This is a genomic window from Collinsella sp. AM24-1 (assembly GCF_003470325.1).
Classification (GTDB): domain Bacteria; phylum Actinomycetota; class Coriobacteriia; order Coriobacteriales; family Coriobacteriaceae; genus Collinsella.
Genome location: NZ_QRHM01000005.1, coordinates 12368 through 39366, shown reverse-complemented (window position 1 = coordinate 39366; position 26999 = coordinate 12368). Strand labels below are relative to the sequence as shown.

General features: G+C 51.5%; 23 protein-coding genes and 2 pseudogenes. 12 read left to right on the top strand and 13 right to left on the bottom strand.

Going from position 1 to position 26999, the window contains the following annotated elements:
- Nucleotides 1-23 precede the first annotated feature (23 nt).
- On the top strand, nt 24-323 hold the full coding sequence (locus tag DW661_RS02995; protein WP_118934549.1) for a hypothetical protein: 300 nt from the start codon (nt 24-26) through the stop codon (nt 321-323).
- Here the strand turns inward: DW661_RS02995 and DW661_RS02990 are convergent.
- Entirely contained in the window at nt 320-1594 is a 1275-nt protein-coding gene (locus DW661_RS02990; RefSeq protein ID WP_147356415.1) for a hypothetical protein, read from the bottom strand. The two genes, DW661_RS02995 and DW661_RS02990, sit on opposite strands and share 4 nt — an antisense overlap.
- A 223-nt stretch (nt 1595-1817) precedes the next feature.
- Here DW661_RS02990 and DW661_RS10495 point away from each other — a divergent pair, with 223 nt between their 5' ends.
- From DW661_RS10495 to DW661_RS02975, 4 genes and pseudogenes are all read left to right on the top strand, one after another.
- Nucleotides 1818-2213 (top strand): transposase, encoded by a 396-nt coding sequence (locus DW661_RS10495; RefSeq protein WP_118934547.1) that lies wholly within the window; start codon nt 1818-1820, stop codon nt 2211-2213.
- 454 nt (nt 2214-2667) lie between these two features.
- Nucleotides 2668-2823 (top strand): annotated as a pseudogene (locus DW661_RS10490) (IS256 family transposase); the annotation flags it as partial.
- Between the two features lie 241 nt (nt 2824-3064).
- Nucleotides 3065-3385 carry a transposase gene (locus DW661_RS10275; RefSeq protein ID WP_370448137.1) on the top strand — a complete coding sequence of 107 codons (321 nt, stop codon included), beginning with the start codon at nt 3065-3067 and terminating at the stop codon, nt 3383-3385.
- A 158-nt stretch (nt 3386-3543) separates the two neighbouring features.
- Nucleotides 3544-4233 (top strand): hypothetical protein, encoded by a 690-nt coding sequence (locus DW661_RS02975; RefSeq protein ID WP_118934545.1) that lies wholly within the window; start codon nt 3544-3546, stop codon nt 4231-4233.
- A 12-nt stretch (nt 4234-4245) separates the two neighbouring features.
- On the opposite strand, the gene DW661_RS02970 is transcribed toward DW661_RS02975, so the two are convergent.
- Nucleotides 4246-5184, bottom strand: coding sequence for a hypothetical protein (locus tag DW661_RS02970; RefSeq protein ID WP_118934544.1), 939 nt, complete (start codon nt 5182-5184; stop codon nt 4246-4248).
- 438 nt (nt 5185-5622) lie between these two features.
- Entirely contained in the window at nt 5623-6660 is a 1038-nt protein-coding gene (locus DW661_RS10095; RefSeq protein WP_147356413.1) for a hypothetical protein, read from the bottom strand.
- On the opposite strand from DW661_RS10095, the gene DW661_RS10270 reads away from it, so the two are divergent.
- Nucleotides 6641-7294 carry a UDP-galactopyranose mutase gene (locus DW661_RS10270; protein WP_199584841.1) on the top strand — a complete coding sequence of 218 codons (654 nt, stop codon included), beginning with the start codon at nt 6641-6643 and terminating at the stop codon, nt 7292-7294. The genes DW661_RS10095 and DW661_RS10270 overlap by 20 nt on opposite strands.
- A 207-nt stretch (nt 7295-7501) precedes the next feature.
- On the top strand, nt 7502-8362 hold the full coding sequence (locus DW661_RS02960; RefSeq protein WP_118934542.1) for a hypothetical protein: 861 nt from the start codon (nt 7502-7504) through the stop codon (nt 8360-8362).
- 60 nt (nt 8363-8422) lie between these two features.
- On the opposite strand, the gene DW661_RS02955 is transcribed toward DW661_RS02960, so the two are convergent.
- From DW661_RS02955 to DW661_RS02935, 3 genes are all read right to left on the bottom strand, one after another.
- Complete coding sequence (locus DW661_RS02955; protein WP_118256117.1) at nt 8423-9364, bottom strand: Abi family protein; 942 nt, start codon at nt 9362-9364, stop codon at nt 8423-8425.
- A gap of 134 nt (nt 9365-9498) precedes the next feature.
- Entirely contained in the window at nt 9499-9771 is a 273-nt protein-coding gene (locus DW661_RS02950; RefSeq protein WP_118934540.1) for a hypothetical protein, read from the bottom strand.
- A 1292-nt stretch (nt 9772-11063) separates the two neighbouring features.
- Nucleotides 11064-11603, bottom strand: a complete 540-nt coding sequence (locus DW661_RS02935) for a transposase (protein ID WP_118934634.1) — start codon at nt 11601-11603, stop codon at nt 11064-11066.
- 134 nt (nt 11604-11737) lie between these two features.
- Between DW661_RS02935 and istA the strand changes: the two genes are divergently transcribed.
- A complete protein-coding gene (gene istA, locus DW661_RS02930) occupies nt 11738-12976 on the top strand; it encodes an IS21 family transposase (protein ID WP_118934534.1) in 1239 nt (412 codons plus the stop codon).
- Entirely contained in the window at nt 12973-13761 is a 789-nt protein-coding gene (istB, locus tag DW661_RS02925; RefSeq protein WP_118934533.1) for an IS21-like element helper ATPase IstB, read from the top strand. Before istA ends, istB begins: the two co-directional genes overlap by 4 nt.
- Here the strand turns inward: istB and DW661_RS02920 are convergent.
- The 4 genes from DW661_RS02920 to DW661_RS02905 form a co-directional block, all read right to left on the bottom strand.
- Nucleotides 13758-14678 carry an IS256 family transposase gene (locus tag DW661_RS02920; RefSeq protein WP_233547441.1) on the bottom strand — a complete coding sequence of 307 codons (921 nt, stop codon included), beginning with the start codon at nt 14676-14678 and terminating at the stop codon, nt 13758-13760. The two genes, istB and DW661_RS02920, sit on opposite strands and share 4 nt — an antisense overlap.
- 121 nt (nt 14679-14799) lie before the next feature.
- On the bottom strand, nt 14800-15300 hold the full coding sequence (locus DW661_RS02915; RefSeq protein ID WP_118934531.1) for a hypothetical protein: 501 nt from the start codon (nt 15298-15300) through the stop codon (nt 14800-14802).
- 85 nt (nt 15301-15385) lie between these two features.
- Nucleotides 15386-16081 carry a HEPN domain-containing protein gene (locus DW661_RS02910; protein WP_118934529.1) on the bottom strand — a complete coding sequence of 232 codons (696 nt, stop codon included), beginning with the start codon at nt 16079-16081 and terminating at the stop codon, nt 15386-15388.
- Nucleotides 16062-17144, bottom strand: a complete 1083-nt coding sequence (locus DW661_RS02905; protein WP_118934527.1) for a DUF262 domain-containing protein — start codon at nt 17142-17144, stop codon at nt 16062-16064. Before DW661_RS02905 ends, DW661_RS02910 begins: the two co-directional genes overlap by 20 nt.
- Before the next feature lie 316 nt (nt 17145-17460).
- Between DW661_RS02905 and DW661_RS02900 the strand changes: the two genes are divergently transcribed.
- Together DW661_RS02900 and DW661_RS02895 are read left to right on the top strand one after the other, a co-directional pair.
- Complete coding sequence (locus DW661_RS02900) at nt 17461-17640, top strand: hypothetical protein (protein WP_118934525.1); 180 nt, start codon at nt 17461-17463, stop codon at nt 17638-17640.
- Between the two features lie 219 nt (nt 17641-17859).
- Complete coding sequence (locus tag DW661_RS02895) at nt 17860-19692, top strand: DUF4435 domain-containing protein (RefSeq protein ID WP_118934523.1); 1833 nt, start codon at nt 17860-17862, stop codon at nt 19690-19692.
- 581 nt (nt 19693-20273) lie between these two features.
- Here the strand turns inward: DW661_RS02895 and DW661_RS02890 are convergent.
- The gene (locus tag DW661_RS02890; RefSeq protein WP_118934521.1) at nt 20274-22937 is read right to left on the bottom strand and encodes a hypothetical protein; all 2664 of its coding nucleotides are present in this window, start codon (nt 22935-22937) and stop codon (nt 20274-20276) included.
- Between the two features lie 182 nt (nt 22938-23119).
- Nucleotides 23120-25459, bottom strand: a complete 2340-nt coding sequence (locus tag DW661_RS02885) for a hypothetical protein (protein WP_118934519.1) — start codon at nt 25457-25459, stop codon at nt 23120-23122.
- A 402-nt stretch (nt 25460-25861) separates the two neighbouring features.
- Between DW661_RS02885 and DW661_RS02880 the strand changes: the two are divergent.
- Nucleotides 25862-26074 (top strand): annotated as a pseudogene (locus DW661_RS02880) (transposase); the annotation flags it as partial.
- Nucleotides 26075-26244: 170 nt separating this feature from the next.
- Here DW661_RS02880 and DW661_RS02875 read toward each other — a convergent pair.
- A complete protein-coding gene (locus tag DW661_RS02875; RefSeq protein ID WP_118934517.1) occupies nt 26245-26979 on the bottom strand; it encodes a DapH/DapD/GlmU-related protein in 735 nt (244 codons plus the stop codon).
- Nucleotides 26980-26999 lie beyond the last annotated feature (20 nt).

Below are 26999 nucleotides of genomic sequence, written 5' to 3'. Positions count from 1 at the left end.
ACGAAAGCGAGGAATTGGTACTTATGACCATCGAAGCCCTTATCCAGCTAGCCGCAGGCAACGCTGGTGTCAATGTTGCGAACGTCGGAATTGCGTCGTTTGCGATATTGACGGCAGTAGCGTACCCCATCGCCAATTCGCGATGGGCAGTAAGCTTTATTCCCATTCTTGCTTTGATTAAACAGCTTATGAGAAATCGAATCATGCAATTAATGGCGCCTTGGTGCATAAATTATGTACGATTTTTTAACTTTTGGCCTTTGACCACTGAGATTGACCGGTACACCAAATTCACCACAGTCGCCACCCTCACTATTCGCTAGCAGTGATCGGATGCGTCTAACCCAAACGCATCTATGCCTATAAGCCCACACGTTTGACGCAAGGTCTCCTTAAAAGAAGCCGAAGTCAGACGTTTCTCTATATAGGCTTCATAGCAACGAAGCAACGTCTCAGTCGAAAGAACTGCAATGTCATTTTTACGAGCAATTGCAATCTGAGTAGCAGGGAACGGATCGCGCTCTCCGGGTCTAATTTCAATTTGCGATGCAAATATAAGGACACCTTTTAACTTACCGGAGCATCCTTCGTCTTCCATAGCATCGGCTTTAATTTGGACATGATCATATGTCTTAGACACATGCTGTCGTTTTAACCCACCATTGCTACCTTTTATTTCTATTAAAAAGAGAGTGTCATCGTATGAGAACCTAAAATCCTCTTCCTTATTGTCTTGAAAGTCCTCATCAACCTCGGCAATCTTTGCCAAGAGATGACGAGCTTTGTTTTCGAGGTCGAAGTCTTTGGTGCAAAGGACCGACTTAATGTTCTGATAATCAGAAAGAACTTCCTCAATTCCTTTCCTCTCCTCGTTGAGGAGAGCCATTTTCTCGTTAATCTCTTTAATTCGTACTCTTTGCGCTTCTTCATCATGATATTCAACTTCGTCCAGCCAATCAGGAGTACGAGCAGGCTGCACTTTAGCTGGAAAAATACCATCAACAACCGTCGATAGTTCGTCATTATTATTAATCTGAAGAGTAGTAGCTGCGAAGGTCTCGGATATCAGTACAGCTGTAACTGTAGAAGCGTTCGAAACTAATAGTGGCTTAGAAGAAGCAGTAAACGGCGTGCTGAAAGAAAAATCTGAATGAAACTCTTTATTTGATAGGATAGTTTTCGATTTTCCAAAACAAATTCGAAGCGGCAAGGGGAACAGTTCGCCTATCGGAGAGTCAGCAAAATCTTTAATAAAATCCTTTAGCGGTTTATTGTGCTTGTATTCCTCCGCATGAGTCCCCAGGTTATATCCATAGCAATATGAATACCTGTAGTTTTGTGGGAGCGTGACGATACATTTAGCACTATTTGACTGCAGCATCATTTGCCGGATAGAGGATATGTCCGCATGATCGTACATTAGCTTATCGTTAGAGAAATCGCTTTTCCATAAATGATTATCTTGCAGGTCAATGATTGTTAGATCAAAGGCATCGAATGCGTCCGCCTTGCTAAATTCCCTAATCGTAAGGTCATTTGTTTCCGTGAATCCGCAATTCTGCTGCCTGTAAACCAATAACTGAGTTTTCATCACGCAATCCCCTTACATCCAGAACAGATTAACCCTGTTTACATATCACTTTAATGTAGAAGCCATCTAGCGACAACGAGTACGCGATTCCGCACCCATTGCCGCGGCTGCATGCGCGAGGCCGGCTCCTGGCAGCTCAGGAGCCGCGTGGGCAGGATCGTCTCACAGGTGTTCCGCAGGCGCGACGCCGCCACCGTGACCGCCATGTACCGTGCGGGCGTGCGACATGCTGAAAGGGTGCTGCCCGAGGGCGGTGGCAATCCTCGAGGAGGCCGAGCCGGACGCCCTGGCATACCACGATTTCCCGCTGTCGCACAGGAAGCGCTTGCGCATCACCAACGTCCAGGAGCAGACAAACCGCGAGATAAAGTGCAGGTCGAGGGTGGTGCAGGCGTTCCCCTCGACGGCATCGCTGATGCGTCTGGCCGGCTCGGTCATGAGCGAGCAGGACGAGGCATGGCAGGAGTCGAGGTGCCTTTTCGGAGGCAAAGATGAGCGAGCTCTACGACGAGGGTCTCACGTGCGAGATCGAAGGGACGGTCGACTGGGCGCGGCTGGAAGCGGAGCCGGGAAGATAATCGAATCGGGCCTCGAGCTTACGGACAGGATCGAGGCGGCATAGGATATCAACCGTGTTCCAGGCTCCAGGACGCCGGGCCGACTCGCTTCGGATCGGACGCTACACCAACTTTCTCGACACTACCACGTGCTCGAAATCGACGGACGCACGCCCCAGGCGCCGTAGCGTATGGAATCGAGGCGGGCGACAACGCCGCGCACAAACAATCCGAGATGTCGTACGCGATGCTGCGCAGTGCCAACTTGATTGAAGTTTTCAGCGACATCTGTCATCAGGGACATAGAAACTAAATAAGCGAAGCACACACGACAAGGAACACCCATGAAGCCTGCCATTGCGAAGCCGAGAAAGTTGATAGCACGGATTGACAACCATAAGGAGCGCAATGGTGACGCATGATTTTTTTCGCAAATTGACAATCGTATAGCGAAACACGGCCCGTGTCCCGTCATATGATTGCTTGCGGCAAAACAACAAATCATTGGCCAAGGGGGCCGTGTCTGCGAACATCGTATCAGTCGACGAGGAGTCGCTGCGCAAGGACACAAAGAATCTGGTGAGGAAGACCGTCGAGGAGACGCTCAACGCGCTGCTCGACGAGGAGGCGTCCGGGCTCGTCGGGACCGGGCGCTACGAGAGGGCGGCGGGCCGGGAGGCCCACCGCGGCGGCCACTACGCCAGAAAGCTCGTCACCGGGGCCGGGGAGGTCGAGTCTAGTGCACGGGGATGCTCGGCGCGCTCGAGGAAATGTTCCCCGGGGGACCCGCTGCCAGCGCTGCACGGTGCATCTCTACCGCAACGTGCCGGGAGGGGTTCCGTGACCAGGCGAAAGGCCGTGGCGCGCATGTTGAAGGCGATCCACGCGCGAGGCATGCGGCAGGAAGGCCGAGGAGGTGGCGGACGAGTTGGAGTCGGTACGGCTCGGAGCGGCCGCGAGGACGGTGCGCGGCGGGCTCGCCGAGACACTTGCTTACACGGAATTCCCGCCGGAGCACTGGCACCGAATCAGGACGAACAACGGGATCGAGCGCATCAACCGCGAGATCAGGAGGAGGACGAGGGCCGTCGGAACCTTCCCGGACGGCAACTCGGCCCTCATGCTGGTGTCAGCGAGGCTGAAGTGCATGGCGGAGCACGAATGGGGCAAGAGGAGGTACCTGGACATGTCCAAACCGGAAGAGATGGACGAGCTGAAGGGAAAAGCGGAGGGCTAGAAGGAGACGGAGCCGAGGACGGCTAAATCAATTTGCGAAAGAAACTTGACGGTACCAGAAAATGTGACCCAACCCCTCGCTTTGCCATCGAGTCATTATGATAATTAACAACGTGCAACGACGAGGAGCCCAGCGGAACTCAAGTAGACGGGAACAACGTGCAATCGATCGAACCTCTAAAAAACACGGACGATCTGGGCGAAGGCAAAGGCGGCATTCGCAAGAAGTGGCCCTGGAAAGACCCAGATCACCATGAATTAATGTCTGATCTTATTCTTAAGGCCAACTACAGCATTCAGGACTTCAATGCTGCCATCAAAGACGGATTTACTCCCAACATTAAGGACACTGTATTTCTGGTAGCACTTGCCACCTGGATTAAAGATGCATACTGGCAGATTAATTACACTTGCTTGAAAGAAGAAATTAGAACCAAATTCGAGTTCTCAAGACAGAATGAACTCACAGAGGCGCGTAATTATCTTGAGGCGGTTCGCTCAATCGTAATTGCACACCCCTTAAATTCGACAAGGCATGAGGGGTACGGCTTTGGTCCAGAAGGGCGAATTTGTATTGATGTGCGAAGGAAAAGTCTTCTCGACTCATATCCGGGCGCAGTAATCTATCGCATCACACCAAAAGGATTCGAAGAAACCGACAGTGTCGAGGATAACGAAATCGCGCTAATGACCTGCCGCCGCACTCAAACAGAAAAAGGCAAGCTACATTTTGAACGGTGTTGCCTAGATATGCGCGATATCCGCAACTCAGCTCAAGTCTACATTGACGCCTTGTACGAACTCGATCGATATCTCGGCCGACTAAGAAAGAAAGACTTCGAAACATGAGTGTGATCTTCTCTAGCGAATTGATCTACGCTCAGCCGTAACTGCATTTTGAACATCCTTTAGATGCTTCTGCGCCTTTCGGCGTATATCTTTTAAATCCTTAACTGGATCAACGTCAACCTCATTAAAAACATGGGTTATATCACCGTCACGATATGCAACAAAGGAAATGCCGCCTAACTTGCCGACAGCTTTACCGTGCTGCGATAGCAATTTCTTCATATCTCTGCGAACGGCACGTATTCTAGGCTCAGCACAATCCAGAAAATGGCAGAATAATTTAAGCACAAGCTCCTGGTACTTCATGTTTGTATACCTGAAGCAAAGGTACGAGCAGCCGGACGAATCACGTTCTTTCATTATCGAAATTGACTTGCTTAAAAAAGCGCGCAGCTTTGGCGAGGTATTGTAGTCGCGCAAATCGGCAATTTGGTCAAGATCAAATCGGACCCTAATCAAACCGTTTTCCCTAACAAGCGAAACAACGGTTTGACCATGCTGAACGGGATTTCGAATCTCATACATAAAAACATAGAGGCCACCTCGGTCATACCAAGCAGAAGGCAACTTCCAATATTTTTTATATAGTTCTTTTTCAGAACCTCGATCATAAACCCGCATGACCGCTTGCATTCTATCGACAAGACCACGGGCTGCGGATACATAATTACCAAAGGCGGCGTTAACAACAGTCCTTTCGCCAAAACCACCGCTGGTAAAGCCGTCGGGCAAGAAGTCAGACCGATCGCACGGAACCAGGCGCCGCAGTTCACCGTAGTTCCATCGAAACTGTTCATACAATTGGTTAACCTCCCAAAATGACCGCACAACACCGTCATACTCTTTCACTTTGGTTGCAGAATCGCCCTCGAGATATTCAATCTTTGAAAGCGCTTCCTGGGCTTCGTCGCTCACCGATTGAAGCGGCAAAACATGAACTAAATCTGCCAAAGTAATTCCCCCTTGAATCCCAGATATATGTATCGGCCCGAAGCAACACCGCCCATGAAAGGACGCCTAGCATCAAAACGGCAACATCGCATGTCCACTCAAGTTCGAACCCAGAGAGGCATACATCGACGACCTAATAAACGGGCATTTCTACATCAATGCTGCCGACAACTAACATGGCCTGCCTGGCGAACAGGGTAATCCGTTCTAGGCGTCCATGGCTCCCAGGGTGCGCCCCATCAGGATCCCCTGATACACTAGCCCTCAACTAACTGCACACAAAACCTCGGCCGAGTTTTATGTTCAAGAAGAAACCCCTCACGCTAAAGCAACAGTTAGCTTTGTGAGATCACCCTGGAGCAGATGCAGCAATGACATCACTAGCGACAACAGCCAGTTATAATTTCAACCTGGCCTATTTAAATCGCGCTGTGCCCCCTATCGCAAAGCTAATAGTTCATGGCCGTGTCTGTTAGGACGATAGCCGCAAAACGAGTACAGCTCCGATTCGCACTCAGTTCCTGGACAGACAAGCTCATCTTCAAAAAACAGATGATTAAGACAAACAGGGTTCTTGGAATGTTCAAGACACAGGTAACGTCCAGCTTTACTGGAATAATGCCAGCGCCCAAAGTCGACAATCATTGATTTAAGTGCGTTGGCGGAGCGCCTTCCAAAATATATCCCTCGAATTGACAAATTTCCATGTGCGACATCCGGAGTCATTCTTAAATTAAGCCCTCTGCCACCGCCCACAGGACTATAAGCAACACAGGGTTCGTATGAATAAAACTCATCAACAATTGCATTGCTCAATTGATAGGTAGTCTCACCGAGAACTTCAAAGGGGCGAGAAAACTCTTGATGCGAATAATCATGCAGCAGGCAGTATTGTCCGAATGCAGTCGGGCTTTGCCCAAACAGCCTACGCACTTCGGAAGGAATATAAACACCAATACCAATAGCTTTAATAGGTCTAGCGACCTCATACGCTATCAAAGCAAATTGGTCATCAACGTTCACCCTGGCTTCGTCAAGCGTCGTGACTGGGTCACCGCAATTGACATATAAATAGCTCTCACCGGGTTTGTTCAATCGCCCAAAATTGGTCACGCAGTTATTCGGTGGCTCCCACAGTTGACCCTGGTCAATAAACTGAGCTCCATAATCGAGAGAAGAAGAGACACTTCGCGCACGAAAAACAGTCGCCCCCTTAGGTAAACTAATGTATTCAGGAAACTGTAAGTACATGCCATCAACACGAAGCTGATTATGCAATATTTCTTGAGCATTTTCATGGCGGACATCAGCCCAGAGAGAACTTAGAGCTGGCAGCCTACATTCAAATTCCGCCTTTTCCAATGCAGCAATAAAACCATCCAAGTCACCTTGAATACAATTAAACATCCTCGCAATAACTGAGCTATCAAGGGGCTGACCAAGCTCTCCAGCAGAAATAAACATAGAACGATGCAAGATAAAACGTCCTCCAAACAAAACCAGACAATCACGCGCGCCAAGGTCAAATTTACTCGGTCATTACAAAATAATATTACCCTGCAGAATAACCGAGAATAACCTGTGGCCAACACCACCATCCAACCCAAAGCCCACCTCCAGCCCCCATCTGTCCAAGGAGCTGGCCGCCGCCGAGCCCGATATCGCCGCCAAGACTATCTACTGCGGCCCCATCGACGCGTTCTACGACTTCAAGCTGGGCACGCTCGAGTACCGCAGCCTGCGCTCCGAGACCGAGACGCTCGACGAGGCCGACCACCAGGGCGTGGCCGTGGTCAACTACACCGAGCGCGAGGTCCCCTACACGCGCGTCATCGAACACAAGCACTTCGAGTTCGGCACGCAGGAGAAGACCGTCATCACGCGCGAGTACCCGGCGGATTGGAGGCCCGGCGACGAGCCCTACTACCCCATCAACGACGCCAGGAACGAGGCCCTCTACAGGCAGTACGAGGAGCTGGCGGCGCAGGAGGGCGACGTGATTTTCGCCGGTCGCCTGGGCGGCTACAAGTACTACGACATGGACAAGGCCATCGCCGCCGCCTTCCAGCTCGTCCGCAACGAGCTGGGCGTGGAGCCCGCGGAGGCGTAGGAACCATCCTGAATAACTGCTGATTGCCAACAATACGGCACAGCATTTGATTTGAGGGGTGCGGAACAAAAAACCGTGCCCCAATTTTATTAACAGGACCCTCTATCCACAGTCTATTACCGTAAAATAAACCCAATAAAATATGTGCGGAGTGCTGGCCTGGAGCTGCCTTCGGACCCTATTGGCTGCTCACCGAGAGGCTCCGCTATGAAACGACCCCTTTACTACCTGTTCTGCGTGATCGCGTGCACGTCCATGGTCAGCTCGACGATGCCCATGGCAGCCATCGCGGAAGCCATCCAGCCTCAAGCAGCCGCCGAGCAGCAGGCACAAGCCGACGCCACGAGCAGCGACACAGCCAAAGCTGAAGACGACAGCAACACAAATGCGGCAGCAGATACCGTAGAGAACGGCACCGCAACGTCCACCGGCACCAGCGCCGTCAACACGGAAAGCGCCGACGGCACCGCCGCCACCCCCGGCACCGCCGCCACCCCCGGCACCACCCCCACCCCATCCCTCCGCGTCCAAGCCACCCCCACGCCCGAGGCGATCTCCACCACGTCACAAACCGGCTACGCACACTCCGCCACGGCAACCCAAAACGGCGTCACCTTCACCGTCTCGTGGAACGACGCCCCCGCGGGCACCGCGACGACCTTCCACGTAACCCAGGTCAACGGCTCGTCCCAGGCCAAGGCGCGCATGGACGTGCCCACCTATTGGGACGGTGGCAGCCAGGAAAGCGTCTGCGACCCGTCGCGCCCGGCTTGGGCCAGCTACTACAGCTTGGGCGCCGCGGGCCACGACTTTACCTTTGACTTCACGGCGTCGGGCACGTACCGCATCTACTTCTACTTTATGGACAACGACAGAAACGACCCCCAAAACGACAAGGGGATCTACTACCTGCGCACCACGGCGGAGGTGACCGTAAACGATGCCGCCCGCCCAAGCGTCACGCAGATCGTCAACGGTGCCGTGGACCTGTGCAGGCAAGAGACAGACGGCTCGGAATACGACATGGCGCTGCGGCTCCACGACTGGACGCTCGACCAGCCAGTGTAAGACCAAGGCCTCAACTGGCACGGAGGCCTGGACCAGCACCAGGCATCAGCAGCGAACCAGCTATTCAAATAAGCTTCCGCCTGACGTCTTTTGCAGCAGTTCGACAAAACCGATCTGGTTTAACACGTGCTTAATCGCATACGTCTCAACATATCTCATAAGAAGCTCAGTGAGTTCCTTAATGAACCGTTTGAACTCATTCTCGGTCAGATAGCGCTCAAGCATCCAAACCATTCGAATGTAGTTGACGTTTTTGCGCCCACCGACCTTGGCGCAATAAAGCCTCTCATCATGGGCGCAAACATTACGGAATTTAACGAGGACCTCAATCGAAACCCTCGCGTCATCCACACTGAAAAACCCGAGCTTGTGTGATCCGGTCCTACCCGTCGAGTCCACAATCATTTTGCAAACCGCAGACTTATCCTTGGGCTTCATTAAGTTATAGAAATGTTCGATATTCCCAAAAGTCAGGTCGTTCACCAGCACCCAAATGGGCACCGCACCATATGAATTTCGGTAATGAGCGATGAAATCTGATTTGCTATTAGATACCCTACGACCCAAAACCGACGTAAGGCCAGCAATCTCTTGCGCGAAATTGGCCCCATTTTTCCCGGCGCTAGCAAATTCATTTTCATCGCAATAATTTGACTGGAGAAGATACGCTTCGGGAGCTCGGTGGGCATTCGAAAAAGCGTAGGCGACCGCAGTCTTGATTTTAGCCTCAGCCAAAATCAAATATCGAAACGTAAGAGACCTTAGCTCTCTATCAAAAGTGAACAGAGTATATAAATCCGAAAACGATATGCCCTCAAGATACCGATCTTCGCCAGACTCTCTACTCTTGCCAGTATCGAGAAATGGATCCTTATAACCATTGACAATTGAGTAGTAGCCCTCACGCATCAGAGTGGGACCAGTATCCTCATCGACATCCAAACCGCGAGATTCAAGAAGTCGAACTTGCTCATCGATAGTCAAAAAGGGCTTATCAGACATACCAACTCCTTAAATGAAGAGAGACGGCCATCCATAAGAACAGCCGTCTCTCCGCAGGACGTAGGCCCGTAGGTTGACTACGTCAATACCGCTATATTTACTTTATCCCCTGGACTCCAAGGGGTCAATTCAAATTAGGAGAGCAGAAATCCTTCATGAACCTGTTCCGACTGCGGCTCGATCACTAAGATGTCCTGCGGAGCAATCGAACCTTCAATAGCCCCATCAACCTCAAGCGAGAGCTGATCCGCATCGGAAAAACCGTCAAGCGCCTTTACAAACTTTGACATAATTGGATCCTGAGCATAAGGCTGGATACGATTAAAATTAAAGGCAAATTTCACCCTGATCGGTATTCCCATTTCCGTCAGCCTCTCACCCGCACCAGGCCCTAAACCGCCCTCCACCGACCACCTAAACGTTTCCCCACCCAAAGTCGCTGAATATTTCGAATAACGGTTGCTCATAGACTCAAGCAGATAGAAACATACATGGTTGCTCCGACGAGGATGTTCGTCTAAATAATGCTTCGCTATCCGAAGAACCGCATCAATCCTGTTTGAATCTAGCCCAACGATATCGTATAAACTGTGAAACCGATCAATCTCTCAGTTTTTGAATATGCTTTGAGTCCCCCGTGCCTTATTTCTTCTTCCGAGAGCACCCTAGTCGCGTGCCACCCCGTAATTTTTTCCCTATTGAAAAGCTCCATGAGTGCGGCTCGACCCCTTTCATCAGAACCGCACAGCTTTCGATAGTCAGAATGCAATCGCATTAAATCGATACGGTTATCGAGATCGTACATATTTCAAGCCCTTCTTTAACGCCATCACACGAGTAGAATTGCTCAAGGCGAGATAGCAACAACACTAAAAGAATATTTGTCCGCTTGAACACCGCTGTTTATTGCGAGACGGCGCGCACGGCGTCGACAGGAAAACCATCGATACAGACAACGCTGTCAGCAATGGCATCCGCGCCTTACATACCCCAAGGAACCTTTAACGGATCAAATCTTGGAAAGGCGATTAACTCACAAAGCGAGCGTTCCAGCTTGGAGCGAACAGCCATAAGTTCAGTTTTAAACCCTTGCAAATCCAATCCCATCTGGTTATTACAGGCTATATCGAGTATTGACCACGAGGAGGAGCAACCGGAAGGATCAGACACAAGCTTCTCCGAAAAGTCGTAGTGCATGAATGCGTTTCGCAACGGGTGAGCGCGCTTAATCCATCTCTTATCTTCTCTCGGAATAAGCCTCTCGACTTCAGACAGAAACCTGTTCGTACAAAGATCAAGCTCCGCATGGGTCCTTGCAAAGGTAGTAAATATCTGAAGAGCCCTTGCGACATGGTCCAAACTCAAACAGGAATACTTAATAAAAACCGCGTCAGTAAAGAATCCTGCTTCAAACAAAACATCAACTGATACAAGCAGCATAAGGAGCTCAGAGAGAAAAAAGGAAATCGCGTCGTCCTTGCATCCAATGAATTTTGCCTTTTTGGCCAAATCTTCGAATCGGCGATCATTCGAACGAGTTTCAAAGGCTGAAACATCAAAAACAGACCGGTCTGCATAATACGATTGAGAAAAACGATATAAATAGCCACCAGAAAACGCCGAATGGTATCCGATTTCAGGTGGCGCGCGCAGACGTGGTGTAAGAGCGTCCCGAGGTCCGTCGCTGCAAGTCCCGATGTTACTCCTTCTTGAGACCGCGCCTCTCGACTATCTCGTCCACTGTCTCCCTGGCGCGCCGCCCGAGCGCGCGGCGCCTCCCCTCTGTCGGGGCCGGCCTGTCCGCGGGCTCGGCGAAGCCCTCGGCGGCCGAGGCCTCGGAGAACACGCGCTGCTGGGACCACTGTCCCTCGGTCTCCATGAGGCTCGCGCACGTCAGGCGCAGCATCGACTCCCTCGAGGGGAAGGACTGCACGACCCTGTAGCGGCGCTTGATCTCGCGGTTGGCGCGCTCCTGGACGTTGTTGGTGCGGAGCTTGGCCCAGTGCGCCCTGGGGAAGGCCGTGAACGCCAGCGCGGAGTCCTCGGCCTGCTCGAAGACCTCGCCGGCCCTGGCGGACACCGACGCCACCCAGGGCGCCGCCTCGGCCCACACGCAGCGCGCGAGGTCGGGGTCGTCCTGGTAGACCGAGGCGTGCACGAGGTCCCTGACGGCCGCCTTGGAGTCCTCGGGCCTGCCCGAGCAGGCGCTCTGTGTTAGCGCTACTGTAAAAACAACCATTTTGACCAACGCTCAACAACCAATCATGCCAACGCAATCCCGCCATTTGCGCCAACGCATTTTCACCATTTCCACCAACGCCGGGGCTTACGCTTCGATCGACGAGCGAACGATGCTTTCGGGAGGAGCGGGCCGTGGCGGAGAAGAACCTGATCGGAGAGTTGGACATGTACAGGGAAGCGGGCATAAAGCCCAACTTCAGCGACATAGCGAAGCGCTACGGCAAGGACAGGCACACCGTGGCGTCGTACTGGAGGGCCGAGGGCGGGCGGCCCCACGACGGGCGCGGCGACAGGGCGGGCTCGTTCGACGCGCACATCGAGGAGGTGGCCGCCAAGGCGCAGCTGCCGGGAGTCACCAAGAAGGGCATCCACGAGTGGCTGCTGCACAGGTATCCCGGCGAGGACCTGGCCGGCTACAACGCCTTCACCCAGTTCATGCGCAAGAACGGCATCGCCGTCGGGGCCTCCGGCGGCCCGGAGCCGCACCCGCGCTTCGAGACGCCGCCCGGACTGCAGCTGCAGTTCGACTGGAAGGAGTCCGTCAAGATGGCGAACCGCGACGGCGAGCTGTTCGAGTTCAACGTGTTCGCGGCGACGCTGGGCCATTCCCGCAGGCACATATTCATCCGGTCGAGGACCAGGACGACCGACGACCTGGTCAGGTGCATGTACGCCACGATCGCGAGGCTCGGCGGCGTGCCGCGCGAGTGGGTCACGGACAACATGTCCGCCCTGGTGACGGTCAAGGGCGGCCGGCGCCTCAAGGTCCAGCGCGCGTACGAGTTCGCCAAGGCCGCCGGCTTCGAGCTGAAGCTGTGCCGCCCGCGCAGCCCCCAGACGAAGGGCAAGGTCGAGTCGTCGAACCGCTTCCTGTCGCGGCTCATGGCCTACCAGGGCGACTTCGACGGCTTGGACGACATCGACGAGATCGTCGCGCGGATCGAGGACGCCAGCAACTCCGAGCCCAACGAGACCACGGGGCTGCCTCCCTCCGCGCTGTTCATGGAGGAGAAGGACGCGCTGCTGCCCGTCGGCAACCTGCGCGCCCTCGAGGAGGCGATGGGCGACGTGGTGCGCGTGGCCAGGGTGCCGGCCACGATGCTGGTGAGCGCGCACGGCGAGCCCATGTCGGTGCCCAGGCGCTGCATCGGCAGGCCCGCCCGCATCGTCTGCATGCCCGGCGGCGCGATGGACTGCTACGTCGGCGGCGAGCTGGTGGCCACGCACGTGGCGGGCGGGCCGGCCTACGACCCGGCGCACTACGCCGAGGCCATGGCCGGCAAGCGGTGGTTCGGCGACGCCGCCGGCGACATCGAGGCGGCCGCCGCGGCCAACCTCGGCCTGCTCGACTCGATAGGGGGCTCGCTGTGAGCGCCGCCGTGCAGGCCAGCCCCCTCAGCCGCCTGGCGGCCAACCTCGAGGAGCTGGGGCTCGAGGGCATGGCGTCGTCGGTGCCCGAGTACGTCAGGCTCGTCGCCGACGGGAGGAAGGGCCTGGTCGACGCCATGCTCGAGCTCACCGACGCCCAGATAGCCCTCAAGCGGCGCGCCGACGACGAGCGCCGCACGAGGATGGCCAACTTCCCCTACATAAAGACGCTGGCCGACTTCGACTGGGGCTTCCAGCCGAGCGTGCCGCGCGGGCTGGTCGAGCAGCTGGCCACGCTCGAGTTCATCGACCGCGGCGACAACGTCGTGCTCGTCGGCAGCCCGGGCGTCGGCAAGACCCACCTGTCGATAGCCATAGGCCACGAGGCGGTGATGGCCCGCAAGCAGGTGTACTTCGCCGACTGCTCGAGGCTGGTCGAGGACCTCAAGCACGCCTCGGCGAAGGAGGCGCTGGCGCGCAGGATGCGGTTCTACGAGCACTGCAGCCTGCTGATAATAGACGAGCTCGGCTACCTCGATATCGGCAAGGAGGGTGCCGACCTGCTGTTCCAGCTGGTCAACAGGCGCTACGCGCTAAAGCGGTCGACCATCGTCACGACCAACGTGCCGGTGGGTAGGTGGGGCGACGTGTTCGGCAGCAACGTCACGGCCTCGGCGGTGGCCGACAGGCTTTGCCACCATTGCGCGATGATCAAGATAACGGGACGGTCGTACCGCCTGAAGGACGTATCCATCGGCGGTGAGGACGGGAAGGAGGAGGGAGCCTAGACGCCGAAAGCGGCGCATCCGCGTAAGCGAATCCGGCGCATCCGCGTTGGCGCGATTGGCGAAAATACGTTGGTGAAAATGGTGAAAAATATATTGACGCTAACACTCTGGAGGTTGCGCTGCAGGTGCGTCACGCAGCGCTGCCAGGCGCAGCCCTGGAACAGGCGCGAGACGGCGGCCACGAGCCCGGCGTGGCTGTCGGAGACCACGAGGCGAACGCCGGCCAGCCCGCGCTCGCGCAGCCCGCCGAGGAATGCCGCCCAGGAGTCCTCGCTCTCGGTGTCGACCACGTCGCAGCCCAGGAAGTGCTTGCGCCCGTCGGCGCCCAGCCCGATCGCGGTCACGACGCCCTGCGAGACGACCGACGAGCCGACCCTGCAGCTCATGTAGGTAGCGTCGAGCCACAGGTAGCAGCACGGCGTGCCCGACAGGTCGCGGCGGCGGAACTCCGCCACCTCGGCGTCGAGGTCGGAGCAGAGGCTCGAGACCTCCGAGCTCGACAGCGAGGATATGCCCAGCTTGGACGCCACGCGCTCGACCTTGCGGGTGGACACGCCGCATACGTACATCTCCTGCACGATGGCGGCCACCGAGGTGTCGACGCGCGACCATCGCGCGAGCATGCCCTCGGGGTAGTAGGTGCCGTGCCTGAGCTTGGGTATCTCGAGCTCCACGTCGCCCACGGCGGTCTTGAGCGACCTGGGGCGGTAGCCGTTGCGGCTGTTCTCCCTGCCGTCGCTGCGCTCGTTGCGGCTCGCGCCGCACATCTGCTGGGCCTCGGAGTCCATCAGCGCGTTCATCACGCTGCCCAGCACCCTGCACGCGAACTCGCGCGCGTCGCCGCACTCCTGCCAAAGCCTCGCCGCCTCGAGGGCCTCGTCGCGGCCGAGGCGCAGTACACTCTCTTCTTGGGGCATCGCCTTTCCTTCCATTCGTCACCTTCATTACTCCAACGACGAATTCTAGGCGGTGTCCCCTCCCTTTCAAGAAAGGGCGGAGGCGGGGCATTCCCCGCCTCTTACACCACATCTCTGCGCGCTACCCGATTTCATACGGAAAGCTAGTGGCGCTTGAACCGAGAAGCTCCGATGAGTCCTTGGTAAGGAGGTGAATGGAAGAAAAGGTTGCATAACAGGGAAGTTCGCCGTAATAGGTGATTCCGATATTGTTTCGAAACCTATTGAGAAGCGCTGGAAAGGGGCCGCTATAGAATTGTTTATTGAGTTGATCTATTACGGCTCGGGCTTCTAAAAGATAATCATAAAAGCTAATTTTGTTCGAGCTGAGAGACTTTGTCATATGCCGAATGCGAGTTACACGTAAATCTTCTTGAGGTATATGAAGGCCGAGTTTCTTATTAATGAAAGGAATCGCATCGTGTACAGCAACAGCTATGAACGGAAGCGCCGTGATATCAAGAGCGATTGCCTCATTGGGAAATTTTTCTGCATGTCTCACTATACGACCAATGAATAGGCCCTCGTCGATGATGAGCTGCCAGCTAAACAGATCTCTGGAGTCAAGGTGGATATCTGGCATTGTTTATGCATACCCCGTTTCCTATGTCTAAACCCGAAACACCCGTCGCAGACTCCGCCAAACCCGCTAACCTATACGGTACCGGCTATCGCCTGGTCCAGAATCTAGGATTTAAACTCTCCTTCTCAGTATGCTCGGCAAAGGCAACCCAGCCGTCCCTCCATCCCGTGTAAAACGTCTCAATATCTAAAGCAGAGTAGTTTTCTCCAATTGTCGAAGGCAAGACCGAACCATGAGCGATTGCGTTTCTTTTATCTTGGAAGTCATCGATATGACTCCAGGCTCTTCCCAAAATTGGAGCGGGGTCACCCAAATCAAATAAATTGCAGATAGTCCTAACCTGAGTTGACTTCATATAGCTCCCGTCATCTGGAAAATAATCCGTGAACTTCAAGTCGCGAACATAAGAGTCGAGTAAAGACCGAACGCCCTTAACGTTACAGATTTTGGTTTTTACGTTAGCCGCATCAGCATATGAGCGAAAGGATGAGTTTAAGGCCGCTGCTATAAACCCATCCTGCATGTTTTTCAGTTTTCCCCTATAAGAATTGGCTGTCTCAAGAACAGCTCGAACAGTCCCTTTGAGCAGCTGCTCATAAGCCGAAAAAAGGAATACAAAGGAAATGCCTTTAGCCGTCTTTGACAGAATGTCATCAGGAGAGGGATTCAATTCTCTATCGCCGATCTGTTCGAAAATATTAGCGGACTTCAAAAGCAGCTCAAGTTCTGACATGGACTGTTCAAAAAGATCGATCTGAGGTTTAAGGCTCAATGTATCCATGATTCAAAAAAGCCTCTTTTGCATAAGCAATCCGCCCCTTTACCTTAGGAAGCGAATTAGTTGCAGACGTCGTATACCCACGAAAAGCCTTAGAATCGATCCAGTTGTTTTTACTGCACACCTCAAGCTGTGGACATACTCTGAGAGCCTGTGCAGCCCCAACAGAAACTCCCTCAAACACGTTAGCGGGAGTTAGTCCCTTTCCGCCCCGCTTCAACCCATTCGGAAAACACCGAGCAAGATAATTCATAACCCGATTGAATTCATCTCTATATTCATCAAGCAGCTTCTCATCGTATTGATTGCCCTTCTCGATAAAGGAGTTAAGGAACTCTTTAACCGAGTGTTTAAAACCCTCTACACCGTTTAAATAAGCAAAAAACCTGAGGACATATTCCTGAAGACTACCATCTGACTGGCGGTTTTTGGGGACAACAACAACGGTTCGAAAATCAACATTGGAGGACAGCTCATTAATTAAATCGAGGAAAACTCCGCGATAGATACAGGATCGCACCTCTTGAGATGTCAATGATATGCCTCCTGTATTCAAGCGCTCAAAGAGGTCGAAACGGACCTGGCGATCGCTTTTGTCATTCAGAACCGTTACCTTTATTGGGCGATCGAGAAAAATCGAGCGCATATCTTCTGGCAAATCCGAAAAGCAGCATCCATTAAGCTCGGGCAGCTTGCTTAATCCCTTAAGACATAGAGGAGCCTTCAAGCCCAACTCCTCGCGCTGTTCCCCTTCAAGAATAAAATTGACAATCGAGAGGCTACGCTGAAGTCCGTCCACAACTTCCCAAACAACAGCCTCATCTGGAGTAGAAGAAGTTGCCATAAATAAATTAGGAACCGGAATGCCCAACAGAACTGACTCGATAAGGCCAGACTGTCTCTCATCGTCCCACCGAAACTGCCTCTGGTACTCAGGAGCAATATCGATTCTCTTTTTTAAAATCCTTCTCGTAAGCTCATCGCATGTAAGATCGTAAGTATCAAAACTAACTTTCATGCGCTGCGCTTGTAAAGCAGAACGCATCTCTTGAAACGTGGGTTTCATAATGCCCCAAACGTCATCGACCACTAGACCACTTGCAAAGTTATTTTACTTTACGAACCGCGTTCACGAAATATCGACTCGCCTGTGACAGGGTGGTCACACACATCCTCGCCCACAAGCGAGAGGATGGTCGAATCAGCCGCAGTCCAGGTACTTCAACGTCAAGACGATCCGCTTCGGATTGGATATTACGGCAACTATCGCGACATCACCCAATCCGGCACACGAGTTTGAGAAGCCGCCCTTATCTTGATAGCCAACACCCCGGAGCACACGACGCGGCCCGGTGCACGTCAACCAATGAGAGGATAACACTATGCCGAACGACGACATCGTCTACCTACTGAAGTTCGCGTCCAAAGAGGAATACATCAACGACCTGATAGACGGGTGCCTCTATATGAACGGTGCCGGGTACTACCACGGTCTGCCCGGAGAGCAGGGCGATCCGCTAGAAGCGTCTCTGGCGTACGGGATGGGCATCTACGCCAACTGACTCTTGCCGATCTACTGCATGTTCATGGTGCGGGAGAGCGACATTGTTGAGGACACTGTCGTGATTACCAGGCGAATGATCGATATATTCAGGTGCACCGACGGCTAGATCGGCATCGTACGGTACGGCTGCTTTGAGCGACTTCTAAATCGAAAGATTGATTCCGGTAATGGCATCTCCCTGCACAGCCCAGTCTTTTACGGCACTCCTGCTCCAAGCGTGGCTGACGAGGCATTCCAAGGCATACCGCTCAACCTCGTTATCGGAACGACCAAATATGCGTACCAGCGCGAATATCGAATCATCGGGTCGCGACCGGTCGAGTGGTGCCTAAAACCCGACGAAAACAGACTTGGCCGCAAAATCGAAGAGCATGGCCATGTAGAGCCGGCCCTAGTCAGGCCATCAGGCTTATTAATACTATTATTAAATCAGTCCATAACCGTTATTAACCAGGTGAGACAATTGTCAGAAGACGAATCGAAATTTAAATACTGGCTTCCCAATGCCGACAACATAAAGACCTATTGTGAAGCTGAGGTCAACTCCGTCGTTGTCATCGGACCAAATGGATCTGGCAAATCAAAACTCGGCGCATGGATAGAGCAACAAGATTTCGAAAAGGTCCATAGAATCTCAGCACAACGCGATATCAATTTTTCCGAGAGAATCCCTTTAAAAAGCTATGCGGAAGCAGAAGATAATGTCATATACGGTGGCTCTCAATATAAGGAAAACAAAAATGGACGATGGAAATGGGGCAAGAGCTATACGACAAAGCTCCTTGACGACTTTGATGATGTTTTAGCAGCCCTTATCGCCCAGGTTAATCTTGAAAACCAGCGGTTTATTGATAAATGCAGGCATGCAGAGTCCATTTCGGCTGAAAGGCCAGCTATTCCAGTAACCACGCTGGACAAACTTAAAATTATATGGAATGAAGTCTTTCCTCAAAGAAAGATCGAGCAGGAAGACGCGGCCTTCTACGCGTACTCCCAAAGTAAAACGAATCGCTACAGCGCAACGCAAATGAGTGACGGCGAGCGTTCAGTGCTATATCTTGCCGCACAAGTTCTTTGTGTCCCAAACGACAAAATAATCATCATGGATGAGCCTGAAGTTCATTTGCATCCATCGCTTATGGCGCGACTCTGGACTTCCCTAGAGCAGTCACGCCCAGACTGCCTCTTTATCTACATAACCCACGATGTTAATTTCGCCTCAACACACCGAAGCTCGGATATCATCTGGGTTAAGAATTTCGATGGCACCAAATGGGAATTAGAAACGCTTCCCGATAGCGACCTTCCAAAGGAGCTCTTAATAGAGCTCCTTGGCAACAGGAAAGAGGTCCTATTCGTTGAAGGAACCGAAGGAAGTTACGACAAGCGGATCTACTCCGCACTCTTTCCCAATTGCTATGTAGTCCCTTCCGGCGGGTGCGAGCAGGTCATCAATAATGTGAAAGCATACAATCGCACCCAAAGCCTTCATGCCATAAAGGCCTGGGGCATCATAGACAGAGACTTTAAAACCGAGGAACAGCTCAACATCCTTAAAGAAAAGGGCATTTTCCACCTCAAGGTCGCAGAAATTGAAAATCTCTTTCTCACCGAAGAAGCGGTGCGGGTTCTATCTCAGCGTTTCGGTGCCGATGGGGACAAGACCTTTTCCGGTATTAAGTCATATGTAATTGACAGATTCAGCAAGCAAGCAAACAAACAGACATCGGAAGCGCTCGTAGCAGGCGTAAAGGGAGCACTTTCCGGAATAACTATTTCGGATAATGAGCAGCTGACTGCCGATGGCATCGCATCCTTAATTGATATTGCGAGTATAGAAAAAAACGTTAATGACAGATATCAACGGGCCATTGAAAACCATGATTACAATGAGATTCTCGGGCTATTTAACGACAAGTCCCTCGTGGTAAGCGTTGGACGTTACTTTGGTATTGATAACAAAATCTATGTCGATAGAGCAATTTCCCTATTGGAAGGCGACCTGAGAGATGAACTTTCCGAAGCCCTAATGCGCTATATTTCGCGCTGAACAGCCTCCTCACGCACAGTGAGGTCCTGCCAGAGCCGTTGAACGGCTCCCGCGCCGATAGCGTGCCCATTTCATGATACAGGGAAGTCACCCCTCCCCGTCCATGACCCTCCAGCTCACGGGCTCAATGCCCGGAAGAGACGTTAGACAAGAGGGGCAGGCAACCTGATAGTTCCCGTAATTTGTCCTGCGCCGCATAGAAGAGGAGGCGTATACCGCTTTGCGGGCGCGAGTAACACCGACGTACAGCAGTCCCATTTCCTCAATAAGCCCGTCTGGCATTTTCTTCGCATCCACGAACCGGCATCCATACGCAGAACGCGAGCATATACCAGCACTTTCGCACCGAGAACGAATCACTCCAGGATCGCGGACAACTTTCTTACTAACTCCGCAAGTCACAGCGATTATTAGACGAACGGTATTGAACAACACGCTCTGAGCTACATGAGCGAAACCGATATGCGGCAGCACCCTGAGGTCAGCCGCTGGCAAGGAATTGGCACCAAGATCGGTCCGGGTTAATCTGATGTTGGCAAAAAGGCGCCGAAGCCCACGTTGTCCCGACGCCAAACCTACGCCTAGTCATTCGCAACATGCCAGCGAATAAACCAGTTGGAATCACTCGAGAGCTCACCAAGTAACTTCTGCTCGAGAGTAGCATCATCGAATTTCCCCTCCTTGCATAAGCGCACAAGCTTAAATGCAACATTAGGGGAAACATCGTGTAACGATTGAAACGCCAAATCGCTAAAAGAGCTCGCTTCCCATCTACGATAGCCTGCAGCAACGCTATCAAGCAATAGTTCACGCACAGCAGAGTCCTCACTAAGCATAACGCTCGAACAGATTGCAGAAACGACGCCACGGTATTGATCGCAGATAGCATTACAAACAATCAGCTGCTCAAGTACTTCTAAAAACGCACGCTGACCGGCGGCTGTAAGGGCATCAAATTTAATACCAAATGTCAGGAACTCTATGTCTGTTGCAAAGCCGGTAGCAACTTTTAGAGCTAAGCATCTTACAGACCATGCACATGAGTCCATTGATATAGGCTCTCTAAATACCGGGTCTTCGGGCCACTCATCCGGAAGTTCAGAAATTAAATCCGTCCAACCGACGGGAAGTGCCTTTCCATCGCGCACGCAACAACATACAAACTTATTTAATACGGACATAGCCTCTTCTGCAGAGCAGGGTGATCCTTGATATGTCGGAAGCCCTTTAAGACAATGCTCCAGCACGCCAGCCAAGGATGCGTTAAATGACTCAGAAGGGACATCATCGAGTGAGCGACATAGCAAAGAAGAGGGACGAATGGAAAACCCTGCGTGAAAATCAGAACGATTATTCGAGTCGAATTGCCTGCGCAATTCATCGATACAAGCCGTTTCCGCATTGCATGCTGGAGATTTGTTGTCTAAATAACAACCCCGCTCAACAGTGGAAAGATGCCCCACTTGTTCTTCGCTCAAAATAGAAAAGCCACAACGCTTCTCAACGCATCCGAAAACGCCAGCAGAGAAATTGTATTTAAGCAGTTCATCAGAATTCGATTTAAGGCTACTGCCCAGTTGATCAACGAGCTCTTTGTCGATTTTGTCTAAATCCATTCCGCCAATAACGTTCGAAACATCAGAAGCGACTGTATATAAATGTTGATCGACAACCTGACAAAGTAGGCTTACAAGCGACTTCTCATCAACCCGCATCTTGATCATGCCGATCGCCTTAATCCATTTTGATTCACATTGCCGAAAATCATCTGCAACGTTTAACGTGTTCCAAGCATCGCAAATAGTATCATCCGAAAAATAAGGCGCACACTCCTTAATGACGACGGAAATCATACTCGGACGATATGCCTGGGCCGTTAAAGTAGTCAGATGCCACAGTTCCTCGGCACACGAGGGGAGATATGACCTTAAACCATCGCTCTTATAAGCAAACCTATTCTCGAAGCCCTTAGCATCCCCCTGAAGAACAAGCAGCTTAATTCCCTCGAGCTCAAGTTCGGGCCGATTGTAAATAGAGGAGTAGTCGATAAGCGAATTAGCAAGCAGGCTGCGAGAATATAAGGCGCTCGATATGCTCCCGCACAATATTGAACTAAATAACAAACACGATATATTCGACATGACGGAAGCAAGGCTAGCGTCATGTCGAATCGTTGTGTAAGGATTAACCGCCCTCGCCTCTCTCGAAGCGTTTAAGACAGCAGTCCCCACCTCCTCTTCGAACTTAAGCGCAAGGGGAATATAGGCTGGAGCGGAGAGCGAATCAATTTGTTTCTGAATTGACCACTGGGTGCCGAATCCATATTCGGAAAGCATGCCAGCGACAGTCCGCTTGTCAATTAAACAATTACCATAAGCCCAACAATCTTTCGATTCTATTGAATCACAAGCAAGTTGAAGTAATTCATAGCACCTGGAATAGCGACCTTCAATAGAAGCATCGAGGGCGTCAAGCCTTAGTGAAAGAGTGTCTCTGGGAATGCCGCTGTCTTTCATAATCTCTAGAATGCCAGCCTTGAATGCACCGACCGAAAAGGGGGTGCCATAAAGTAGCCACTCAACCGCCTTCTCACCAAGAAAGAACAGGTGAGGATTGTCAGACTTTCTCTCAAGCCATTCAGCATGGTAGTTAAATTTTTTTGAAATCAAGGCGACAGAAGCGCCAAAAGCATCAAGAACATCTTCGGGAATAGAGATCGGAGCAATGTCTGCAAAAACTGCCGGCTTACCATCTTCAATTTCAAATCGTCGATTGTGAAACAAATCTACCATCACATTATTAAGCTGATCCATCAGATAAGAAACGAGACCTGAATCACTCGGCAATTCGACATATGTGCACGCATCCATTTCCCTAACATAACGAAACAGAGACTCGATATCCGACGATGTCTCGCCTTCAAGCTTAACGAGAATGAGTGGCTTTCTGAGCTGGATAGCCCGATATAGCTCTTTACTAGTTCCTGGCCTCAATTCTGACCGTATGATTCCAATCACTATATCGCTCTGTACTAAGCGATTAAGATAATAAGACGATGATGGCTCAATGCTCGCATGGGACTCGATTGCGAAGGGTTTAAAGATATCCGATTTCAACAAAGCGCGATTAAGCTCATCCCTCAGCTGCTGCCAGCTAAAATCGCCTTCATCGCTCATCGAAGAGCTAACAAACACCTCAATACGGTCACGATCAATGACCTCGGCGTCCATCTCATTTGCATCCATAGAACCTCCTAATGATTGAGTAGATCCATAGAATAACAAGCGGCGCGGACCAATTGTGCGGACGAGAAATCGGTCGCTACAGCGCTCGATTCAATAGTTTATATCGCCAACGTCTTACAACTGAACTGGCCTGGACCGTTCGATGCGCGCGAAACAGCAAGTCGCCCATTCTCGACCTATTCTCAGTCGCTACTCGCGGAGGGTTGCACCTCATCGCCACTCCCCTTCTTCTTGCGCAGCACCTGCATCGCGTGTTCGCCCAAGATTGCTGTGCACAGCTTCAGCGCCGCAGCCTTAACGGTGTTGAAGAAGTTCTCAAGAAACGGTGCGTTCATGTCGTAGTAGTTCATGTTCCTAAACAGTGCATAAATCGCGAGGAACGTTTGGGCAATGACCGCTACGACAGTCATTGCAAGAGCGTTATACGGAGACTGGGAAATCCAGATCAAGGGCCTTAAGCATAGTTGAGCAAACCATTCTCCGACGAACAGCGATCCATCTTGGGCAGTCTCGATAAACCCATAGGGCAAATAGTTGCGCATGAGGAATTCGATAACAGATAGGTAAAAATCAGAACAGACAAGCGAGGCGACCAATGCAACGCACTCAAGAATAATCAAAACAATTGAAACAGTGAAAACCATGCTAAGAACACCCTTGTTGGGCACACAATCAGCCAAAGCAAACAATACAACACTTAATCCCAAGGAGAAAAATGAATAATAGCAGGGAAGAAGCCAAATGGAGAACCAGTGCAAAAGAAGGACCGCAAGCAATGCTGTCCAGTTCCAAGGCTCAATCAAGCTCCACCGCACCCGCAGCGGGTAAAGGTCACACGCTCTCAAACCTAGCCGATAGCCCAGATACGCGATATGGGGCTTTTTGAATTCAACTACATGAGGTTGCTTGATAGATGGCGAAATAACCCCCTTAGCATCTTTCTTTAATTGCAGCCAGCTCATAGCAGAAGCCCTCTTGGCCGCAGACGCCTCATAGCTCCAGGTAATATAAACAAAGGCACAACCATACAAGGCGCAGGCAACAATCAAGAGAAGCAGCATGCCTACCCTATAAGGAAACTCCGAAATTCCACCGGACACGAGTCCGAATAAATACGGATCAAAAGCAAGAAGACCGACACAAAAACGTAGCGAATATCCATAAAGAACAATCCTAAGAGTCTCAAAACACATCTTAAAGACGTCATGCGAGCGCGACTCCTCTCTAGAATCAATGTATCCGAAGTATTTCGCAGATTTGAATAGGTTCATCCCACGCAAAACCGGCGACCCATCATGGCGCCGGACATACTCACTCCAATGTCGCTCAGCTTTAGCCCTAGCGCTCTCATAAAAGCAGGCAATAATGAAGACCAAAACGTATGCAAAGCCCAGAATAAAGGCAAGGTAATGGTCACCGAGAACCGGCTCGCCATTTAACGTGGCACCGTCTGCCCATATAGTCGCACAAACCAAGAAAGCGGCAATTGCCTTGGCAACGACAACAAGCATTGCAACAATTATTGTATGTCGCTCATTACCGCCGCCAAGCAATGGAAGCCTATTTCTGCCTGCACTCTGCGGGTTTGTCTTATCCTCCGCAATGCCCCTAATATCATTGATGAGATAACGCGCTTGGTAGCCACAGATGTCAACGACAAACACAAGCAAGAAGAACCGGAAGAACCACTCTCCAAGAGAATAGCCTCCTCCCAGGGAAGTACCCAACAAAGCCCCACCTAAATAAAAGAAGCCTTTCATTGAATCGCGAGGACGCGTGTACAACAGACGAAGGAATTTACCTCTAAATTGCGAGAAATAGTGACCCGGCCTATTATCCTCAGACACCCCACCACTACTCGCTCGATATTCCTTAGGGACACCATTTACATTAAGGCTTAATATCTCATTAAACGTCAGCCGACTAAAGTCAGTAGCTATGAAATAGCAGTACAAAAGATATATAAGAGCGGACATAACAACCAGCGGCAGTAGAAGCCTGACCCATTTATTATGCACGGTAAGCAGCAATAGCAAAGAAAGCAAAACGCACCCGATGACAAGCGATACAAGCGCAAGTGCAAAATGCACATAGTGCCTACGCGCACCCCTATTAGTTAGGTGATGAATGTTGGCAGTGATTAAGCGAGAGGAAAACCGGTTCCAGCCCAGCGCAATAGTCCTATTGCCTGTTGGCACTATCTCAGAAATCCTCTCTTCAATCATTTCCATATAGTGATAGCGAAACATGCGTTCCTGGCCAATGCTAGAGCCGTAAAATCCCGCTACAAGAATCACACAGGCTGCAATCGTAGCGATTCCCTCATTCTTCCAGGGAATCGTATTTTCATTACCGCCAAATCCGGCCGCAACAGAATACAAAATGGCAAGTGCAGCAATACAGGCAACAAGGACCTGAACAATATGATCCAAAGATACTCTTTGGTCTTCGCGGGCTTCATCAAGCTCAAATAGAAGCCATTCGAGCTCTTCCTGATTGCTGTCTTCTATGGAATCACTCATTATTAACATCCTTATAAGAGAAGAACAACCCATTCGTACTAATACGGTGTGCTAAAGCAAAAAGAGCCCAAATGCTCGGCCCCTACAGGTGAATAATACTGGGGACATTGGTCCTTCACTCAGCAACAATTTAAGAACGTTATTTATCGTTTGCACCCAAAGATCGGTTAACCGGCATGGCAACCCCCAATAAACAATCGACCAAATTGAAAGGTCAACAAGCGGATGTTAACGTCATGCACCAGGCAGTGAACGCCCGAGGTAATAGTACTCCCCGACACTTTTGAGGAGCGCAGAAGTCTAAGATTTTTCGTCAAACGGAAGCCTAGTGAGCATGCAGTCAGAGCACAACTTGTGGTCTACCTAAGTAGTGCTCAAGCTCTGGGGGCGAGTATGCTAGGCCGGATCAGGACGAACAACAGGATCGAGCGGATCAACCGCGAGATCAGGAGGAGGACGAGGGTCGTCGGGACCTTCCCGGACGGCAACTCGGCCCTCATGCTGGTGACGGCGAGACCGAAGTGCATAGTGGAGCACGAGTGGGGCAAGAGGAGGTACCTGGACATGTTCAAACTGGAGGAGATGGACAAGCTGAGGGGAAAGACGGAGGGCTAGAAGAGGACGGGGCCGAGGACGGCTAAATCAATTTGCGAAAGAATCTTGACGGTACCGACCTCGCCGCCGAACCTTGGGTACCAGCACTTCTCCTAGAACGAAAGCTATTTCGCGATAAGCGGACGCCAGGAGGCCGTCCTTACTCAACGTCTTCGACGCGAACGCGTAAATCATCTAAGCGCCTCTTCGAGATAATCAATAAAGTCTTCATAGGAATCGAATTCAGGTTCAAGTTGCATGAACCTCGAAAAGCTAAGCTCGCGCGTACCACGCAATTCCATTACGGACTCGAACGAAGAGTCGCTCAAACTGCCCTCTGTCCGTGGCTCGAAAAGCCAAAAGAATTCGGAGAAAATCTCCTTCGGAGGTACCCCCCCCCGTTTGCCATCTGATGAGTTCCTTTTCCAACAACCATAAAGGTCCGCCGCCTCAGCGACCTGTGCCGCACGCCGTTTTTCAAGGTAAGAATCAATATCACAAACGACACGTTGAGGATTGCCTACGACAACAGAATTGTCAGGAACATTCTTATTAATAAGAGAGTTCGCGCCGATCACAACGTTATTGCCAATGGTTACACCCTTTAGGATAGTCGAGTTCATGCCGATAAAAACATTGTTTCCAATCTTTACGCGACCAGCGCTACCAAGAACATCCCCATATATCCCTTTGAAAACGCTCCAGTCGTAGCCATGCGTCAGAATGGTTACTCCGGTAGTAATAGAAACATTGTCCCCAATCTCAATCATCCAAGGTCGGGTCTGATCAATAACACAATTATTCGGTGAGTAAATAACGGTGTTGTTGCCGATGACCATACCATTAGATCGGAGATAATTGACATAATCCTGAGATGAAGCCTTTGGTCCCATCACAATTTTCTTTATCGCTTGTTTAATCCCCATTGTTGGAACTCCTTCCACCT

Excerpts from the sequence above, each read along its gene's own strand:
- DW661_RS02875 (WP_118934517.1), bottom strand. The coding sequence starts at position 26,979 with ATGGGGATTAAACAAGCGATAAAGAAAATTGTGATGGGACCAAAGGCT.
- DW661_RS02910 (WP_118934529.1), bottom strand. The coding sequence starts at position 16,081 with ATGGATACATTGAGCCTTAAACCTCAGATCGATCTTTTTGAACAGTCC.
- DW661_RS02905 (WP_118934527.1), bottom strand. The coding sequence starts at position 17,144 with ATGAAACCCACGTTTCAAGAGATGCGTTCTGCTTTACAAGCGCAGCGC.
- DW661_RS02915 (WP_118934531.1), bottom strand. The coding sequence starts at position 15,300 with ATGCCAGATATCCACCTTGACTCCAGAGATCTGTTTAGCTGGCAGCTC.
- DW661_RS02900 (WP_118934525.1), top strand. The coding sequence starts at position 17,461 with ATGCCGAACGACGACATCGTCTACCTACTGAAGTTCGCGTCCAAAGAG.
- DW661_RS02885 (WP_118934519.1), bottom strand. The coding sequence starts at position 25,459 with ATGAGTGATTCCATAGAAGACAGCAATCAGGAAGAGCTCGAATGGCTT.
- DW661_RS02935 (WP_118934634.1), bottom strand. The coding sequence starts at position 11,603 with ATGGTTGTTTTTACAGTAGCGCTAACACAGAGCGCCTGCTCGGGCAGG.
- DW661_RS02995 (WP_118934549.1), top strand. The coding sequence starts at position 24 with ATGACCATCGAAGCCCTTATCCAGCTAGCCGCAGGCAACGCTGGTGTC.
- DW661_RS02890 (WP_118934521.1), bottom strand. The coding sequence starts at position 22,937 with ATGGATGCAAATGAGATGGACGCCGAGGTCATTGATCGTGACCGTATT.
- DW661_RS10495 (WP_118934547.1), top strand. The coding sequence starts at position 1,818 with ATGCTGAAAGGGTGCTGCCCGAGGGCGGTGGCAATCCTCGAGGAGGCC.
- DW661_RS02960 (WP_118934542.1), top strand. The coding sequence starts at position 7,502 with ATGAAACGACCCCTTTACTACCTGTTCTGCGTGATCGCGTGCACGTCC.
- DW661_RS02920 (WP_233547441.1), bottom strand. The coding sequence starts at position 14,678 with ATGCCCCAAGAAGAGAGTGTACTGCGCCTCGGCCGCGACGAGGCCCTC.
- DW661_RS02955 (WP_118256117.1), bottom strand. The coding sequence starts at position 9,364 with ATGTCTGATAAGCCCTTTTTGACTATCGATGAGCAAGTTCGACTTCTT.